The sequence below is a fragment of the Pseudomonas neuropathica genome (assembly GCF_051174785.1).
GTDB classification, from domain to species: domain Bacteria; phylum Pseudomonadota; class Gammaproteobacteria; order Pseudomonadales; family Pseudomonadaceae; genus Aquipseudomonas; species Aquipseudomonas neuropathica_A.
In genome coordinates, this window is record NZ_CP195111.1 from 975724 (window position 1) to 990890 (window position 15167).

14 protein-coding genes are annotated in these 15167 nt (G+C 58.2%); 12 read left to right on the plus strand and 2 right to left on the minus strand.

All coding sequences use genetic code 11. The features are described 5' to 3' along the window. Window positions 1-8: 8 nt before the first annotated feature. The gene (gene clpS / locus ACRRSD_RS04495) at window positions 9-392 is read right to left on the minus strand and encodes an ATP-dependent Clp protease adapter ClpS (protein ID WP_011334948.1); all 384 of its coding nucleotides are present in this window, start codon (window positions 390-392) and stop codon (window positions 9-11) included. Between the two features lie 224 nt (window positions 393-616). On the opposite strand from clpS, the gene ACRRSD_RS04500 reads away from it, so the two are divergent. Beyond that, window positions 617-898 carry a cold shock domain-containing protein gene (locus ACRRSD_RS04500; RefSeq protein WP_435037285.1) on the plus strand — a complete coding sequence of 94 codons (282 nt, stop codon included), beginning with the start codon at window positions 617-619 and terminating at the stop codon, window positions 896-898. A gap of 77 nt (window positions 899-975) precedes the next feature. Here ACRRSD_RS04500 and icd read toward each other — a convergent pair whose 3' ends face one another. Further along, entirely contained in the window at window positions 976-2232 is a 1257-nt protein-coding gene (gene icd, locus ACRRSD_RS04505; RefSeq protein ID WP_034155137.1) for an NADP-dependent isocitrate dehydrogenase, read from the minus strand. A 481-nt stretch (window positions 2233-2713) separates the two neighbouring features. Between icd and ACRRSD_RS04510 the strand changes: the two genes are divergently transcribed. The 11 genes from ACRRSD_RS04510 to ACRRSD_RS04560 all read left to right on the plus strand — a co-directional run bounded on the left by ACRRSD_RS04510 (window position 2714) and on the right by ACRRSD_RS04560 (window position 15106). Beyond that, window positions 2714-4939 carry an NADP-dependent isocitrate dehydrogenase gene (locus ACRRSD_RS04510; RefSeq protein ID WP_435037286.1) on the plus strand — a complete coding sequence of 742 codons (2226 nt, stop codon included), beginning with the start codon at window positions 2714-2716 and terminating at the stop codon, window positions 4937-4939. A 198-nt stretch (window positions 4940-5137) separates the two neighbouring features. Next, window positions 5138-5584: an NUDIX hydrolase gene (locus ACRRSD_RS04515; protein WP_038362629.1), complete on the plus strand. Its 447-nt coding sequence runs from the start codon at window positions 5138-5140 to the stop codon at window positions 5582-5584. Window positions 5585-5643: 59 nt separating this feature from the next. Then, entirely contained in the window at window positions 5644-6768 is a 1125-nt protein-coding gene (mnmA, locus tag ACRRSD_RS04520; RefSeq protein ID WP_435037287.1) for a tRNA 2-thiouridine(34) synthase MnmA, read from the plus strand. Beyond that, window positions 6765-7388, plus strand: coding sequence for a high frequency lysogenization protein HflD (gene hflD, locus ACRRSD_RS04525; protein WP_435037288.1), 624 nt, complete (start codon window positions 6765-6767; stop codon window positions 7386-7388). The genes mnmA and hflD overlap by 4 nt, the downstream gene beginning before the upstream one ends. A gap of 127 nt (window positions 7389-7515) precedes the next feature. After that, window positions 7516-8886 (plus strand): adenylosuccinate lyase, encoded by a 1371-nt coding sequence (purB, locus tag ACRRSD_RS04530; protein WP_016987412.1) that lies wholly within the window; start codon window positions 7516-7518, stop codon window positions 8884-8886. 86 nt (window positions 8887-8972) lie between these two features. Next, on the plus strand, window positions 8973-10142 hold the full coding sequence (locus tag ACRRSD_RS04535) for a JmjC domain-containing protein (RefSeq protein ID WP_435037289.1): 1170 nt from the start codon (window positions 8973-8975) through the stop codon (window positions 10140-10142). Further along, window positions 10135-10560 carry a GNAT family N-acetyltransferase gene (locus ACRRSD_RS04540; protein ID WP_034155132.1) on the plus strand — a complete coding sequence of 142 codons (426 nt, stop codon included), beginning with the start codon at window positions 10135-10137 and terminating at the stop codon, window positions 10558-10560. Before ACRRSD_RS04535 ends, ACRRSD_RS04540 begins: the two co-directional genes overlap by 8 nt. 243 nt (window positions 10561-10803) lie before the next feature. Next, window positions 10804-11565 (plus strand): secretin N-terminal domain-containing protein, encoded by a 762-nt coding sequence (locus ACRRSD_RS04545; RefSeq protein WP_435037290.1) that lies wholly within the window; start codon window positions 10804-10806, stop codon window positions 11563-11565. A 473-nt stretch (window positions 11566-12038) separates the two neighbouring features. Next, window positions 12039-13364, plus strand: coding sequence for an isocitrate lyase (gene aceA, locus ACRRSD_RS04550; RefSeq protein ID WP_007920195.1), 1326 nt, complete (start codon window positions 12039-12041; stop codon window positions 13362-13364). A 643-nt stretch (window positions 13365-14007) separates the two neighbouring features. Further along, window positions 14008-14421: an NADH-quinone oxidoreductase subunit A gene (locus ACRRSD_RS04555; RefSeq protein ID WP_003223812.1), complete on the plus strand. Its 414-nt coding sequence runs from the start codon at window positions 14008-14010 to the stop codon at window positions 14419-14421. A gap of 10 nt (window positions 14422-14431) precedes the next feature. Beyond that, on the plus strand, window positions 14432-15106 hold the full coding sequence (locus ACRRSD_RS04560) for a NuoB/complex I 20 kDa subunit family protein (protein WP_003223809.1): 675 nt from the start codon (window positions 14432-14434) through the stop codon (window positions 15104-15106). The last annotated feature ends 61 nt before the right edge of the window (window positions 15107-15167 follow it).

Consider the following 15167-nt stretch of genomic DNA (forward strand, 5'->3'; position numbering starts at 1 on the left):
GTCGGCGATTAACCGTCCTTCTCGATTTCACAGAGTAGCGGATGCTGGCTTTCCCTGGCGTACTGGTTGACCTGCATGGCCTTTGTCTCGGCGATGTCGCGGGTAAACACTCCACATACTGCCCGTCCTTCTGTGTGGACGGCCAGCATGACCTTGGTCGCCAGCTCGCGATTCAGGTTAAAAAACACCTCGAGCACTTCGACGACGAAATCCATCGGTGTGTAGTCATCGTTGAACAAAACCACCTTGTACATCGGCGGCGCCTGTAACGCAGGCTTTGCTTCCTGAACAGCAACGCCTGCCGAATCGTCGTCGTGCTCCTGTGGAAGATCCTTTTGGAGAAGCGGGCGATCCTGATTGAATGTTAGTCGAATCTGGCTGATTGCATGCATGGAAAGAAAGGTTCGTCAGTTGTGCAATTACAGTGGTGGGGGCGGTTGTCCACGTTTTCAACTCCGACTGCCCGGTCACCTTGACTATCGGGAAAACGGTGTTACAACCAATAGAGCCCACAGTGGGTAAAAAAGATCCGCGGAGTCAATTCTTTTAACGAATAAGATTGCGGATGAATTGGATGATACTCCAGCGATGGAGTCTGTTGCAGAGGGATTTGAGCATGGCTGTCGGCAAGGTGAAATGGTTCAACAATGCCAAGGGATTCGGCTTTATCAATACCGACGCCCGTGAAGGCCGCGATGAGGATGGCAAAGAGATTGATTTCTTTGCGCACTACTCCGCCATTGAGATGGACGGGTATAAAACCCTCAAGGCCGGACAAGTGGTGAGTTTCGATATTGTTCAAGGCCCCAAAGGCCTTCACGCAGTGAAGATCTGCTCGGCAGACGTGGCCAAAGAAGCGACCCCGGTCGCCACCCACGAAGAAAAAGTGACCAACTGACGCCACTGAATTTTCAGCCATAAAAAACCGCCTGACTCAATTCAACGAGTCAGGCGGTTTTTATGTGCCTGCATTTCTTACATATGCGAAATCAACGCATCCCCGAAGCCCGAAGACGAAACCAGCTTCGCTCCATCCATCAGACGCTCGAAGTCATAGGTCACGGTCTTGGCACCGATGGCGCCGTTGGTGCCTTTGATGATCAGATCCGCCGCCTCAGTCCAGCCCATGTGGCGCAGCATCATCTCGGCCGACAGAATCAGCGAACCCGGATTCACCTGATCCTTGCCGGCGTACTTCGGTGCCGTACCGTGAGTGGCTTCGAACATCGCCACGGTGTCGGACAGGTTGGCGCCCGGCGCGATACCGATACCGCCCACTTCCGCCGCCAGAGCGTCGGAAAGGTAGTCACCGTTCAGGTTAAGCGTCGCGATTACATCGTATTCAGCCGGGCGCAGCAGGATCTGCTGAAGCATGGCGTCGGCGATGGCATCTTTGACCACAACGTTCTTACCGGTTTTCGGGTTTTTGAACTGCATCCACGGGCCGCCGTCGAGCAGGGTCGCGCCGAATTCTTCAGCGGCCACTTCGTAGGCCCACTCTTTGAAGGCACCTTCGGTGAACTTCATGATGTTGCCTTTGTGCACGATGGTCAGCGAATCGCGGTCGTTATCGACCACATATTGCAGGGCCTTGCGCGCCAGACGTTTGGTGCCTTCCAGCGAAACCGGCTTGACGCCGATGCCGCAGTTTTCGTCGAAACGGATCTTGGTGACGCCCATTTCTTCTTTAAGGAATTTGATGACCTTGGTGGCTTCCGGCGAACCGGCCTTCCACTCAATGCCGGCATAGATGTCTTCGGAGTTCTCGCGGAAAATGGTCATGTCGACGTCGCCGGGCTTTTTCACCGGGCTTGGCACGCCTTCGAACCAGCGCACCGGGCGCAGGCAGACGTACAGGTCGAGTTGCTGACGCAGGGCCACGTTCAGCGAGCGGATGCCGCCACCGACCGGGGTGGTCAGCGGGCCTTTGATGGAAACCACGTAATCCTTGACTGCGTCCAGGGTTTCCTGAGGCAGCCAGGTGTCCTGATCGTAAACCTGAGTGGCTTTTTCCCCGGCGTAGACTTCCATCCAGGAAATCTTGCGTTTACCGCCGTATGCCTTTTGAACTGCAGCATCGACAACCTTGATCATCACCGGGCTGATGTCGACACCAATGCCGTCACCTTCGATGAAGGGGATGATCGGGTTATCAGGAACATTGAGAGAATGGTCTGCATTGACGGTGATTTTGTCGCCGACGGCTGGAACCTGAATCTTCTTGTAACCCATGCTGAACTCCATTGTTTGGATTGAACATCTGGCTTGGTTCGAGCGTAACCCAGTTAAATCAACACGCAAACCCTCTGTTCGTGGCGCGCCTGCATCTCGTTTCGTACAAGCCTGAAAGCAAAGGGAAAAGCGCCAAACTCAAGCATTCCCGACGACTCTACGCCCCACCCTGCCCTGCTACCTTTAGACCAATGGACGAGAATCGTTGCATATGAACCATCGGCAGATTGCCAGCTACCTATGTATAATGCCGCCCGCTGACCACAGGGTCACGACGGCTGGCCTCTCTAGCACGAGACTTTCCGCCTGATTGGTCGGGTTGTTACCGCAGCCTGACTGCTTGACGCTCTACTGATGCACCCAACATCACCGCGAAGAATCTCGACATTCGGTTCATGGATGACTTTGAACGAACGCGCTTACCCGGCGCCCCTCGAGTTTCTGCGCACGCTTTAGCAAAGAAGAGAGAGTTAATCCGAATATGCCCACCCGCTCGAAGATCATCTATACCTTCACCGACGAAGCTCCAGCCCTCGCCACCTATTCCCTGCTGCCGATCATCGAGGCTTACACCGCCTCGGCCGATATCGCCGTGGAAACCCGCGATATCTCTCTTGCAGCGCGCATTCTGGCCAGCTTCCCCGAGCAACTGGGCGACAAAGCCGTAGCCGACCACCTCGCCGAACTGGGCGACCTGGCCGTTACGCCTGAAGCCAACATCATCAAGCTGCCGAACATCAGCGCTTCGGTGCCACAGCTGCAAGCCGCGATCAAAGAGCTGCAAGCTCAGGGTTACAACCTGCCGGACTACCCGGAAACCGTGACCAGCGACGCCGACAAAGACGCCAAGGCGCGTTACGACAAGGTCAAGGGCAGCGCCGTGAATCCGGTTCTGCGTGAAGGCAACTCCGACCGTCGCGCACCGCTGTCGGTGAAGAACTATGCGCGCAAGCACCCGCACAAAATGGGCGCCTGGGCCAAAGACTCCAAGTCCCACGTCGCTCACATGAGCACCGGCGATTTCTACGGCAGCGAAAAAGCAGCCCTGATCGACGCCGCTGACGCTGTGAAGATCGAGCTGATCGCCAAGGACGGTACCGCTACCGTTCTGAAAGAAAAAACCACCGTTCAGGCCGGCGAGATCCTCGACTGCGCCGTGATGAGCAAAAACGCCCTGCGCGCGTTCATCGCTGCTGAAATCGAAAGCGCCAAGGCGCAAGGCGTGCTGCTCTCGGTGCACCTGAAAGCGACCATGATGAAAGTCTCCGACCCGATCATGTTCGGCCAGATCGTTGCCGAGTTCTATAAAGACGCGCTGACCAAGCACGCTGCCGTGCTGGCCGAGATCGGTTTCAACCTGAACAACGGCATCGGCGATCTGTACGCGCGCATCAAGGCCCTGCCGGCTGAGCAGCAAGCTCAGATCGAAGCTGACATGGCAGCGGTCTACGCTGCTCGCCCATCGCTGGCGATGGTCAACTCCGACAAAGGCATCACCAACCTGCACGTGCCGAGCGACGTGATCGTCGACGCCTCGATGCCAGCGATGATCCGTGACTCCGGCAAGATGTGGGGCACCGACGGCCAGCTGCACGACACCAAGGCAGTCATCCCGGATCGTTGCTACGCGACCATCTACCAGGCCGTGATCGAAGATTGCAAAGCCAACGGCGCTTTCGACCCGACCACTATGGGCAGCGTGCCAAACGTTGGCCTAATGGCGAAAAAAGCCGAAGAGTACGGCTCGCACGACAAGACCTTCCAGATCAAGACTGACGGCGTGGTTCGCGTCACCGACAGCAAGGGCAAGCTGCTGATGGAACAGGCTGTTGAAGCCGGCGACATCTTCCGCATGTGCCAGACCAAAGACGCGCCGATCCAGGACTGGGTCAAACTGGCCGTCAACCGCGCTCGCGCCAGCAGCACGCCAGCGATCTTCTGGCTGGACCCGATGCGCGCTCACGACGGCGTAGTGATCGAGAAAGTTCAGGCCTACCTGAAGGATCACGACACTGCCGGTCTGGACATCCAGATCATGGCGCCGGTCGACGCCATGAAGTACACCCTGCAGCGCACCCGCGAAGGCAAGGACACCATTTCGGTGACCGGCAACGTACTGCGCGACTACCTGACCGACCTGTTCCCGATCATGGAACTGGGCACCAGCGCCAAGATGCTGTCGATCGTGCCGCTGATGAACGGCGGCGGCCTGTTCGAAACCGGCGCTGGCGGTTCGGCTCCGAAGCACGTGCAGCAACTGGTTGAAGAGAACTTCCTGCGCTGGGATTCGCTGGGCGAGTTCCTCGCACTGGCAGCATCCCTTGAGCATCTGGGTGTGAACTACAACAACCCGAAAGCGCTGGTACTGTCGAAGACTCTGGATCAGGCCACTGGCCAGTTCCTCGACAACAACAAGTCGCCATCGCGCAAAGTCGGCAACATCGACAACCGCGGCAGCCACTTCTACCTGGCGATGTACTGGGCTCAGGCCCTGGCGGCCCAGACTGAAGACGCTGCACTGCAAGCGCAGTTCGCGACTCTGGCGAAAACCCTGACCGAGAACGAAGCAACCATCGTTGCCGAACTCAACGCCGTTCAGGGCAAGCCAGTCGACATCGGCGGTTACTACCACGCCAATGCCGAGCTGATCAGCAAGGCGATGCGCCCAAGCGCAACCCTCAACGCGGCGATTGCTGCGCTGGTTTAAGGTTGTAGCGCGGTAAACAAACCCCGGCCTTGTGCCGGGGTTTGTGTTTTCAGAGTGCATACAAATACCCTGTGGGAGCGAGCCTGCTCGCGAAAGCGGTTTATCATTCAGCATCTGCATTGACTGACACACCGCTTTCGCGAGCAGGCTCGCTCCCACAGGGGGATTGGGTTTCAATTCTATATTTGAGGACATCCTATGGAATGGCTCCCCCACATCACCGTCGCCACCATCGTCGAGGACAACGGTCGCTTCCTGATGGTTGAAGAACACAAAGCCGGTCGTAACGTACTCAACCAGCCCGCCGGCCATCTCGACCCGGACGAAACCCTGATCGACGCCGCCATCCGCGAGACCCTCGAAGAAACCGGCTGGGACGTCGAGCCCACCGGCGTCATCGGCATTTACCTGTACACCGCGCCGAGCAACGGCGTGACCTATCAGCGTGTTTGCTTCAGCGCCAAAGCGGTAAAACACAACGCGGATTACCAGCTCGATGACGGCATTGTCGGCGCCAAGTGGCTGACCCGCGACGAATTAATCGCTCAACGCGACAACTGGCGCAGCGAGCTGATCATCCGTTGCATCGACGATTATCTGGCCGGTCATCACTTCAGCCTCGAACTGATCCGCCCTTCTCTTTAGCCTTGAGGCCGCGAGCCTGCTAGAATCGCGTCCTTTTTCAAGACACTCATTGAATCCCTATGCGTGATCCAGCCCCTTCTGACACATCCAAGAAGCGCGTCATTGTCGGCATGTCCGGCGGCGTGGACTCTTCCGTTTCCGCTCTCCTGCTGATCGAGCAGGGTTACGAGGTGGAAGGCCTGTTCATGAAGAACTGGGAAGAAGACGACGGAACGGAATACTGCACCGCCATGGACGACCTGGCGGATGCTCAGGCTGTCTGCGACAAGATCGGCATCAAGCTGCACACCGCCAACTTCGCCGCCGAATACTGGGACAACGTGTTCGAGCACTTCCTCGCCGAATACAAGGCCGGTCGTACGCCGAACCCGGACATCCTCTGCAACCGCGAGATCAAGTTCAAGGCATTCCTTGATTACGCCATGATGCTTGGCGCCGACCTGATCGCCACCGGCCACTACGTGCGCCGCCGCGACATCGATGGCCGCACCGAACTGCTCAAAGGTCTCGATCCGAACAAGGATCAAAGCTACTTCCTGCACGCCGTTGGCGGCGAACAGATCGCCAAGACTCTGTTCCCGGTCGGCGAACTGGAAAAGCCGCAAGTTCGGGCGATTGCCGAGAAATACGAGCTGGCGACCGCCAAGAAGAAGGATTCCACCGGGATCTGCTTCATCGGCGAGCGTCGCTTCAGCGATTTCCTCAAACAATACCTGCCGGCGCAACCGGGCGAGATCAAAACCACCGAAGGCGACGTCATCGGCCGTCACCACGGCTTGATGTACCACACCATCGGTCAGCGCCAGGGCCTCGGCATCGGCGGCTTGAAAGACGCTGGCGATGAGCCGTGGTACGTGCTGCGCAAGGATCTCGATACCAACGAGCTGATCGTCGGCCAGGGCAACAACCATCCGTGGCTGTTTTCCAGCGCCCTGCTCGCTTCGGAAATTTATTGGGTCAACCCGATCGACCTGAGCCAGCCGCTGCGCCTGACCGCGAAAGTGCGTTATCGCCAGAGCGATCAGGCCTGCACCCTGGAAAAAACCGCCAGCGGCTACCGCGCTGTGTTCGACGAGCCGCAACGTGCGGTCACGCCGGGCCAGTCAGTGGTGTTCTACGACGGAGAAATCTGCCTCGGTGGCGGCGTGATCGAAGTGGCCGAGCCGTGGAGCGGCCAGGCATGAGCCCGACTCAGGAGCAACTGACCGCGCTCGGCGGCGTGTTTCTCGCCGCCGTGCTGGTCGACCGGATCGCCAAGACCGGCCAGACCAACGAAGCCGGACTGACCTGCATGCTCGGCAGCCTGTTGGTACGCGACCCGAAGGACACGCTGGATGTGTACGGCGGCGATGACATTAATCTGCGCGAGGGTTACCGCGCGCTGATCGGCGCCCTCGAGCGCGACCCGAGCACCTTGCAGCGCGAACCACTGCGTTATGCCCTGTCGATGCTCGGTCTGGAGCGTCAACTGGCCAAGCGCAACGACATGCTCGACACCATCGGTAAGCGTTTGCCGCAGATCCAGTCGCAGGTCGAGCATTTCGGCCCGGCCCACGAGAACGTGGTCGCGGCTTGCGGCGCGCTGTATCAGGACACCCTGAGCACCCTGCGCCAACGCATCCAGGTGCATGGCGACATGCGCAATCTGCAGCAGCCGAGCAATGCCTCGAAGATCCGCGCCCTGCTGCTTGCCGGCATTCGTTCGGCGCGCCTGTGGCGACAGCTCGGCGGCCATCGCTGGCAGTTGGTGATCAGCCGACGCAAGCTGCTCAAAGAGCTGTATCCGTTGATGCGCAGCGAGTAATTCGCCCTGCAATAAAAGCTTTGTAATCTGTAACGCGTAATACGCCGGTCAGTTGGCAACGGACCGGCGGATTTTTTCATGTATGATACGCGCCCCATTTCGTTGCCCGACTGTCCGAGAACACCCCATGCAGCTTTCTTCGCTCACTGCGGTTTCCCCTGTTGACGGCCGCTACGCCGGCAAAACCCAGGCCCTGCGCCCGATTTTCAGCGAGTACGGCCTGATCCGTGCCCGTGTTCTGGTTGAAGTGCGCTGGCTCCAGCGCCTGGCCGCCCACGCTGGTATTCCTGAAGTGCCAGCCTTCTCCGCCGAGGCCAACGCCGTTCTCAATGAACTGGCTGAAAACTTCTCGCTGGAGCACGCCGAGCGCGTCAAAGAGATCGAGCGCACCACCAACCACGACGTCAAAGCGATCGAGTACTTGCTCAAAGAGCAAGCGGCCAAGCTGCCGGAGCTGGCCAAGGTCAGCGAGTTCATCCACTTTGCCTGCACCAGCGAAGACATCAACAACCTGTCCCACGCCCTGATGCTGCGCGAAGGCCGTGACGATGTGATGCTGCCGCTGATGCGCCAGACTGCCAACGCCATCCGCGAACTGGCCATCCGTTTCGCTGACGTGCCGATGCTGTCGCGCACCCACGGTCAACCGGCCTCCCCGACTACTTTGGGTAAAGAGCTGGCGAACGTGGTTTACCGTCTCGAGCGTCAGATCGCTCAAGTCGCTGCCGTGCCGCTGCTGGGCAAGATCAACGGCGCTGTCGGCAACTACAACGCGCACCTGTCGGCCTACCCGCAGATCGACTGGGAAGCCAACGCCCGCGCCTTCATCGAAGACGAGCTGGGCCTGGGCTTCAACCCGTACACCACGCAGATCGAACCGCACGACTACATCGCCGAGCTGTTCGACGCGATCGCGCGCTTCAATACCATTTTGATCGACTTCGACCGCGACATCTGGGGCTACATCTCCCTGGGTTATTTCAAACAGCGCACCATCGCTGGTGAAATCGGTTCGTCGACCATGCCGCACAAGGTCAACCCGATCGACTTCGAAAACTCCGAAGGCAACCTGGGCATCGCCAACGCACTGTTCCAGCACCTGGCGAGCAAACTGCCGATCTCCCGCTGGCAGCGCGACCTGACCGACTCCACCGTACTGCGCAACCTCGGTGTCGGCTTCGCCCACAGCGTGATCGCGTACGAAGCCAGCCTCAAAGGCATCAGCAAACTGGAGCTCAACGAGCAGAAGATTGCCGCTGACCTCGACGCTTGCTGGGAAGTGTTGGCTGAGCCGATCCAGACCGTGATGCGCCGCTACAACATCGAAAACCCGTACGAGAAGCTGAAAGAACTGACCCGCGGCAAGGGCATCAGCCCTGAAGCGCTGCAGACTTTCATCGACGGCCTGGACATGCCAGCGCAAGCGAAAGCCGAGCTCAAGCAACTGACCCCGGCCAACTACATCGGCAACGCTGTAGCGCAAGCCAAACGCATCTGATCGACCGCTTGATCCGTTTGAGACGCCCGGCCGCGCCGGGCGTTTTTATTCCCGTCTGAAAAGTGCTTTTTTTCAATAGGTTACATATGAATTCCGATATTCCTCTTCAACTTCTGGGCGGCCTCACAGCACGCGAATTCCTGCGCGACTACTGGCAGAAAAAGCCACTACTGATCCGTCAGGCAATTCCTGACTTCGAAAGTCCGATCGACGCCGACGAACTGGCCGGCCTGGCCCTGGAAGAAGAAGTCGAATCGCGCCTGGTGATCGAGCACGGCGAGCGCCCATGGGAACTGCGTCGCGGCCCGTTCGCTGAAGACGAATTCAGCAAGCTGCCGGAAAAAGAGTGGACCCTGCTGGTTCAGGCCGTCGACCAATTCGTGCCGGAAGTCAGCGAACTGCTGGAAAACTTCCGCTTCCTGCCGAGCTGGCGCGTCGACGACGTGATGATCAGCTTCGCCACCCCGGGTGGCAGTGTCGGTCCGCACTTCGACAACTACGACGTGTTCCTGCTGCAAGGCCACGGCAAGCGCAACTGGAAAATCGGCCAGATGTGCGATTCCGAGAGCCCGCTGCTGCAACACGCGGATCTGCGCATCCTCGCTGAATTCCACGAAACCGAAGAGTGGGTGCTGGAACCGGGCGACATGCTCTACCTGCCGCCACGTCTGGCTCACTGCGGTGTCGCGGTCGACAACTGCATGACCTACTCGGTCGGTTTCCGCGCACCAAGCGCTTCCGAAGTGCTGACGCACTTCACCGACTTCCTCAGCCAGTTCCTGACTGACGAAGAGCGCTACACCGATGCCGACGCACAGCCAGCAGCCGATCCACACCAGATTCAACACGATGCACTGGATCGCCTGAAAGCCCTGCTCGCCGAGCACATGAGCGACGAGCGCCTGCTGCTGACCTGGTTCGGCCAGTACATGACCGAACCGCGCTATCCAGAACTGGTGGCCGGCCCGGAAGAAATCGAAGAAGAAGACTTCCTCGCCGCCCTGCAGGATGGCGCCATACTGATCCGCAACCCGAGTGCGCGCCTGGCTTGGTCGGAAGTCGATGACGACCTGCTGCTGTTCGCCAGCGGCCAGAGCCGTTACCTGCCGGGCAAGCTGCGCGAACTGCTGAAGCTGATCTGCGCCGCTGACGCCCTGCACACCGACAACCTCGGTGAGTGGCTGAACGACGAAGACGCTTGCGGCCTGCTGTGCCAGTTGGTCAAGCAAGGGAGCCTGGGGTTCGCCGATGAATAAGATTCGCGTACGTGTCGCAGACTGGCAGAAGGACATCGCCGAGATCCGGCGCATTCGTGAAACGGTGTTCATCGCCGAGCAATCGGTGCCACCTGAGCTGGAATGGGACGCGGATGACGCGACCGCCGTGCACTTTCTGGCGTTTGAAGGCGACTTTCCGATTGGCACTGCGCGCTTGTTGCCCGACGGGCACATTGGCCGCGTTTCGGTGCTGAAAGACTGGCGCGGTATGAAGGTCGGTGATGCGCTGATGCAAGCAGTCATTGCTGAAGCGGAAGAGCGCGGCCTGAAGCAGCAGATGCTCAGCGCGCAGGTGCAGGCCACGGCGTTCTATGAGCGCCTGGGCTTCAGCCTGGTCAGCGAGGAATTCCTTGAAGCCGGGATTCCGCATGTCGACATGGTTCGCCATTCGGCTTAAGACCGAGGTGCGGCTTTCGCGAGCAGGCTCGCTCCCACATTGGATCTCTTTCTGACACAAAAGTCGTGTCCGCTGGAGATCCCCTGTGGGAGCGAGCCTGCTCGCGAAGAGGCCCGCAAGCACACCACAAAACGCCCCGCCATTCTCGGATGCCGGGGCGTTTTGCTGTCTACGATTCAACTTGCCCCACCCCAGGCCGACAAACTGGCAATATCAAGCCTTTCGAAAGCGGAGATAACGGACATGTCCCTACGCACCCTGCTCACCACCCTGCTGCTCGGTTGCAGTTTTACGGTGATGGCAGCCACAGAAATCGTGCCTCTCAATTACCGCACCAGCACTGACATGCTGCCGATGGCGCAAGACTTCCTCGGCAAGGACGGTCAGGTCAGCGCCTACGGCAACCAACTGATCATCAAGGCCGAGCCGGACAAGATTCAGGAACTCAAGGCACTGATCACGCAACTGGACACGGCGCCCAAGCGCTTGCTGATCAGCGTCGATACCAATGAAAACAACGGCCGTGGCGACGAAGGTTATTCGGTCAACGGCGCGCAGCCGAACCAGACCCGTATCATCAGCCGCAGCACCACCAGTCGTGAAGGCGGCGTCCAGCAAGTTCAGGCCACCGACGGCATGCCGGCACTGATTCAGGTTGGCCAGAGCGTGCCGATCACCAATGTTCAGAGCGACTCCTACGGCGGTTACAACAGCCAGACGCAATACCGCAACGTCACTCAAGGTTTCTACGTCACCGCGAGCGTCACCGGCGACATCGTTCACCTGGCGATCAGTACCAACCGTGACCGCATGAGCCAGGAACGTCCCGATGTAGTGAACGTGCAAAGCACCGACACAACTGTCAGCGGACGTCTCGGCGAGTGGATCACCCTTGCCGGCGTCAATCGCCAGACCCAGGCCGACAAACAGGGCCTGACCCGCAGCTACTCGACTCAAGGCCGGGATGACATGACCTTGCGGGTGAAAGTCGACGCCTTGGACTAAAGCACCGAAAACTGACTGATTAGTCGTATTAGACGAAAGATGTAGTGCTTTAAAAAAAGCACTACAAAACGTTTGACGGGGTAAAAAAGCGAAGGCATGATGGCCTCGCTCCCGCTAATCAGAGGCCCTGGCAAGGGCCTTCGAAGCGACGTTCGCACCTACCCCGCGAACCGCTTCGTGTCTGTACCGCCCACAAGGTGTGTTTGACGAGGTTGCCGACTGGAACGAAGTTGTCCCGAGGGACGGAAGCGTAATTAGGTAACCCGGCTTCACACTGTAGACCGTATAAAGGCCCACGACGCCCGAATGCGCCCGCAGTCCGCCACTACCTGCTCACTTCCCCTCGAGCCCATCGTTCATCCCGTCGCCTACCCCGCCGAATCCGACTTGACCACCTAAGCTTCTGGTCAGCGAGCGCAGGAATTTTCCACCGCAGAACAACTTTTCATAAAGACGCGACGAGGTTTATCTCCATGGCACTGACACGCGAACAGCAAATTGCAGCCCTCGAAAAAGACTGGGCTGAAAACCCGCGCTGGAAAGGCGTGACACGCACTTACTCCGCTGCTGACGTCGTCCGTCTGCGTGGCTCGGTTCAACCTGAGCACACCTTTGCAAAAATGGGCGCCGACAAGCTGTGGAACCTGGTCACCCAGGGTGCCAAGCCGTCCTTCCGTCCTGAGAAAGATTTCGTCAACTGCATGGGCGCCCTGACCGGTGGCCAGGCTGTTCAACAGGTTAAAGCCGGTATCCAGGCGATCTACCTGTCGGGCTGGCAAGTGGCTGCGGACAACAACTCCGCAGAATCCATGTACCCGGACCAGTCGCTGTACCCGGTGGACTCGGTGCCAACCGTGGTCAAGCGCATCAACAACTCATTCCGCCGTGCTGACCAGATCCAGTGGAAAGCCGGCAAGAACCCGGGCGACGATGGCTACATCGACTATTTCGCGCCGATCGTGGCTGACGCTGAAGCCGGTTTCGGCGGCGTTCTGAACGCTTACGAGCTGATGAAGAGCATGATCGAAGCAGGCGCCGCTGGCGTTCACTTCGAAGACCAACTGGCTTCCGTGAAGAAGTGTGGTCACATGGGCGGCAAAGTACTGGTTCCGACTCAGGAAGCCGTACAGAAGCTGACCGCTGCGCGTCTGGCTGCTGACGTTGCCGGCACCCCGACCATCATTCTGGCCCGTACCGACGCCAACGCTGCTGACCTGCTGACTTCCGATTGCGACCCGTACGACCAGCCGTTCGTGACTGGCGAGCGCACTCAGGAAGGTTTCTACAAGGTTCGCGCTGGCCTCGACCAAGCCATCGCCCGTGGCTTGGCTTATGCGCCGTACGCCGACCTGATCTGGTGCGAAACCGCCAAGCCGGATCTGGACGAAGCTCGTCGCTTCGCCGAAGCGATCAAAAAGGAATACCCGGACCAACTGCTGTCGTACAACTGCTCGCCTTCCTTCAACTGGAAGAAAAACCTGGACGACGCGACCATCGCCAAGTTCCAGCGCGAACTGTCCGCCATGGGTTACAAGCACCAGTTCATCACCCTGGCCGGCATTCACAACATGTGGCACAGCATGTTCAACCTGGCACACGACTACGCCCGCAACGACATGACTGCCTACGTGAAGCTGCAAGAGCAGGAATTCGCTGACGCCGCCAAGGGTTACACCTTCGTGGCTCACCAGCAGGAAGTGGGCACCGGCTACTTCGACGACATGACCACCGTGATTCAAGGTGGCTCGTCCTCGGTAACCGCACTGACCGGTTCGACCGAAGAAGAACAGTTCCACTGATTCGGCTTCGCTGAACAAACGGCCTTTGCGGATCGTATAGAAAGCTAACCGCAGAGCCGCAAAACTGACGCCCCGACTGGTTCGGGGCGTTTTTTTGCCCGAGATAATCTCCCAGACACCACCAACCCCCTGTGGGAGCGAGCTTGCTCGCGAAGGCGTCCTGCCAGTCACTATCCATGTCGAATGATGAACCGCATTCGCGAGCAAGCTCGCTCCCACAGGAAAGCCTCAGCCGCGAGACAAAACATTGATCCAGAGCGGTACAACCGTCAGAAAAATCCGCTAAAACGGGCGCCGTCGCTACTTGCAGTAACGTGCAAGTAAGACAACTTCCCAACTAACAACCCGCTAAACAGTTACAAAAACCCTGCAAACGATATCAATTATCATTTAGCCACAACTATGTTCGTTACATTCCCTACAAAACATTATTTGCATAAACCCGCCTAATGCCCGCAACGCATGGGCTGCAGGGCATTGGAGATGCGCTATGTCCTTATTCCAATAAATAATTTCGCTATAGGAATTTTACTTGCAGGGTGTTTAGCCATAAAATCAGCGCGATTGATTGCTGCGACATATCGTCACTGCCTATTTCTTTATCAAGCTCAGAGACCTTTGCTCTCTGTTAAGGATTACCAGCATGCCCGAAGCGACAGGACTCATGGCCCACAACTGGGGCTTTGCCATTTTCCTTCTGGGTGTCGTCGGCCTGTGTGCCTTCATGCTTGGCGTCTCCAGCCTCCTTGGGTCAAAAGCCTGGGGTCGCAGCAAAAACGAACCGTTCGAGTCCGGCATGCTACCTACCGGTGGCGCCCGCTTGCGGCTCTCAGCCAAATTCTATCTGGTCGCGATGCTCTTCGTGATCTTCGATATTGAAGCCCTCTTTCTCTTTGCATGGTCTGTGTCCGTCCGCGAAAGCGGCTGGACCGGATTCGTCGAAGCTCTCGTTTTCATAGCAATTCTGTTGGCAGGTCTTGTCTACCTGTTCCGAGTGGGCGCCCTTGACTGGGCTCCGGAAGCTCGTCGCAAGCGGCAGGCGAAGCTGAAACAATGAGGCTTTGGCAATGCAATACAATCTCACCAGGATCGACCCCGATGCTCCTAACGAGCAGTATCCGATTGGCGAACGGGAAACCGTTTCCGATCCGTTAGAAGATCAAGTCCACAAAAACATTTTCATGGGCAAGCTGGAAGACGTGCTGAGTGGCGCGGTCAACTGGGGACGTAAGAACTCCCTGTGGCCGTACAACTTCGGCTTGTCGTGCTGCTACGTGGAAATGACCACCGCCTTCACGGCGCCCCACGACATCGCGCGCTTTGGCGCCGAAGTTATCCGGGCATCGCCGCGTCAGGCCGACTTCATGGTTATCGCCGGTACCTGCTTCATCAAGATGGCGCCGATCATCCAGCGTCTCTACGAGCAGATGCTCGAACCAAAATGGGTTATATCCATGGGTTCGTGCGCTAACTCCGGTGGCATGTACGACATCTACTCCGTGGTTCAAGGGGTGGACAAGTTCCTGCCCGTGGACGTCTACGTACCTGGCTGCCCGCCCCGTCCGGAAGCATTTCTGCAAGGCTTGATGCTGTTGCAGGAATCGATTGGACAGGAGCGTCGTCCGCTTTCCTGGGTCGTTGGTGATCAAGGCGTGTATCGCGCCGACATGCCTTCGCAGAAGGAACAGCGCCGCGAACAGCGAATCGCAGTCACCAATCTGCGCAGCCCTGACGAAGTCTGATCCAGATCTGTTCTTACAAAAGAAACGAGAAGCTGGCTTCATTCTTTACGTTGACCGAAAG

Excerpts from the sequence above, each read along its gene's own strand:
- mnmA (WP_435037287.1), top strand. The coding sequence starts at position 5,644 with ATGCGTGATCCAGCCCCTTCTGACACATCCAAGAAGCGCGTCATTGTC.
- ACRRSD_RS04535 (WP_435037289.1), top strand. The coding sequence starts at position 8,973 with ATGAATTCCGATATTCCTCTTCAACTTCTGGGCGGCCTCACAGCACGC.
- ACRRSD_RS04500 (WP_435037285.1), top strand. The coding sequence starts at position 617 with ATGGCTGTCGGCAAGGTGAAATGGTTCAACAATGCCAAGGGATTCGGC.
- purB (WP_016987412.1), top strand. The coding sequence starts at position 7,516 with ATGCAGCTTTCTTCGCTCACTGCGGTTTCCCCTGTTGACGGCCGCTAC.
- hflD (WP_435037288.1), top strand. The coding sequence starts at position 6,765 with ATGAGCCCGACTCAGGAGCAACTGACCGCGCTCGGCGGCGTGTTTCTC.
- ACRRSD_RS04560 (WP_003223809.1), top strand. The coding sequence starts at position 14,432 with ATGCAATACAATCTCACCAGGATCGACCCCGATGCTCCTAACGAGCAG.
- aceA (WP_007920195.1), top strand. The coding sequence starts at position 12,039 with ATGGCACTGACACGCGAACAGCAAATTGCAGCCCTCGAAAAAGACTGG.
- ACRRSD_RS04545 (WP_435037290.1), top strand. The coding sequence starts at position 10,804 with ATGTCCCTACGCACCCTGCTCACCACCCTGCTGCTCGGTTGCAGTTTT.
- ACRRSD_RS04510 (WP_435037286.1), top strand. The coding sequence starts at position 2,714 with ATGCCCACCCGCTCGAAGATCATCTATACCTTCACCGACGAAGCTCCA.
- ACRRSD_RS04555 (WP_003223812.1), top strand. The coding sequence starts at position 14,008 with ATGCCCGAAGCGACAGGACTCATGGCCCACAACTGGGGCTTTGCCATT.
- icd (WP_034155137.1), bottom strand. The coding sequence starts at position 2,232 with ATGGGTTACAAGAAGATTCAGGTTCCAGCCGTCGGCGACAAAATCACC.
- ACRRSD_RS04515 (WP_038362629.1), top strand. The coding sequence starts at position 5,138 with ATGGAATGGCTCCCCCACATCACCGTCGCCACCATCGTCGAGGACAAC.
- clpS (WP_011334948.1), bottom strand. The coding sequence starts at position 392 with ATGCATGCAATCAGCCAGATTCGACTAACATTCAATCAGGATCGCCCG.
- ACRRSD_RS04540 (WP_034155132.1), top strand. The coding sequence starts at position 10,135 with ATGAATAAGATTCGCGTACGTGTCGCAGACTGGCAGAAGGACATCGCC.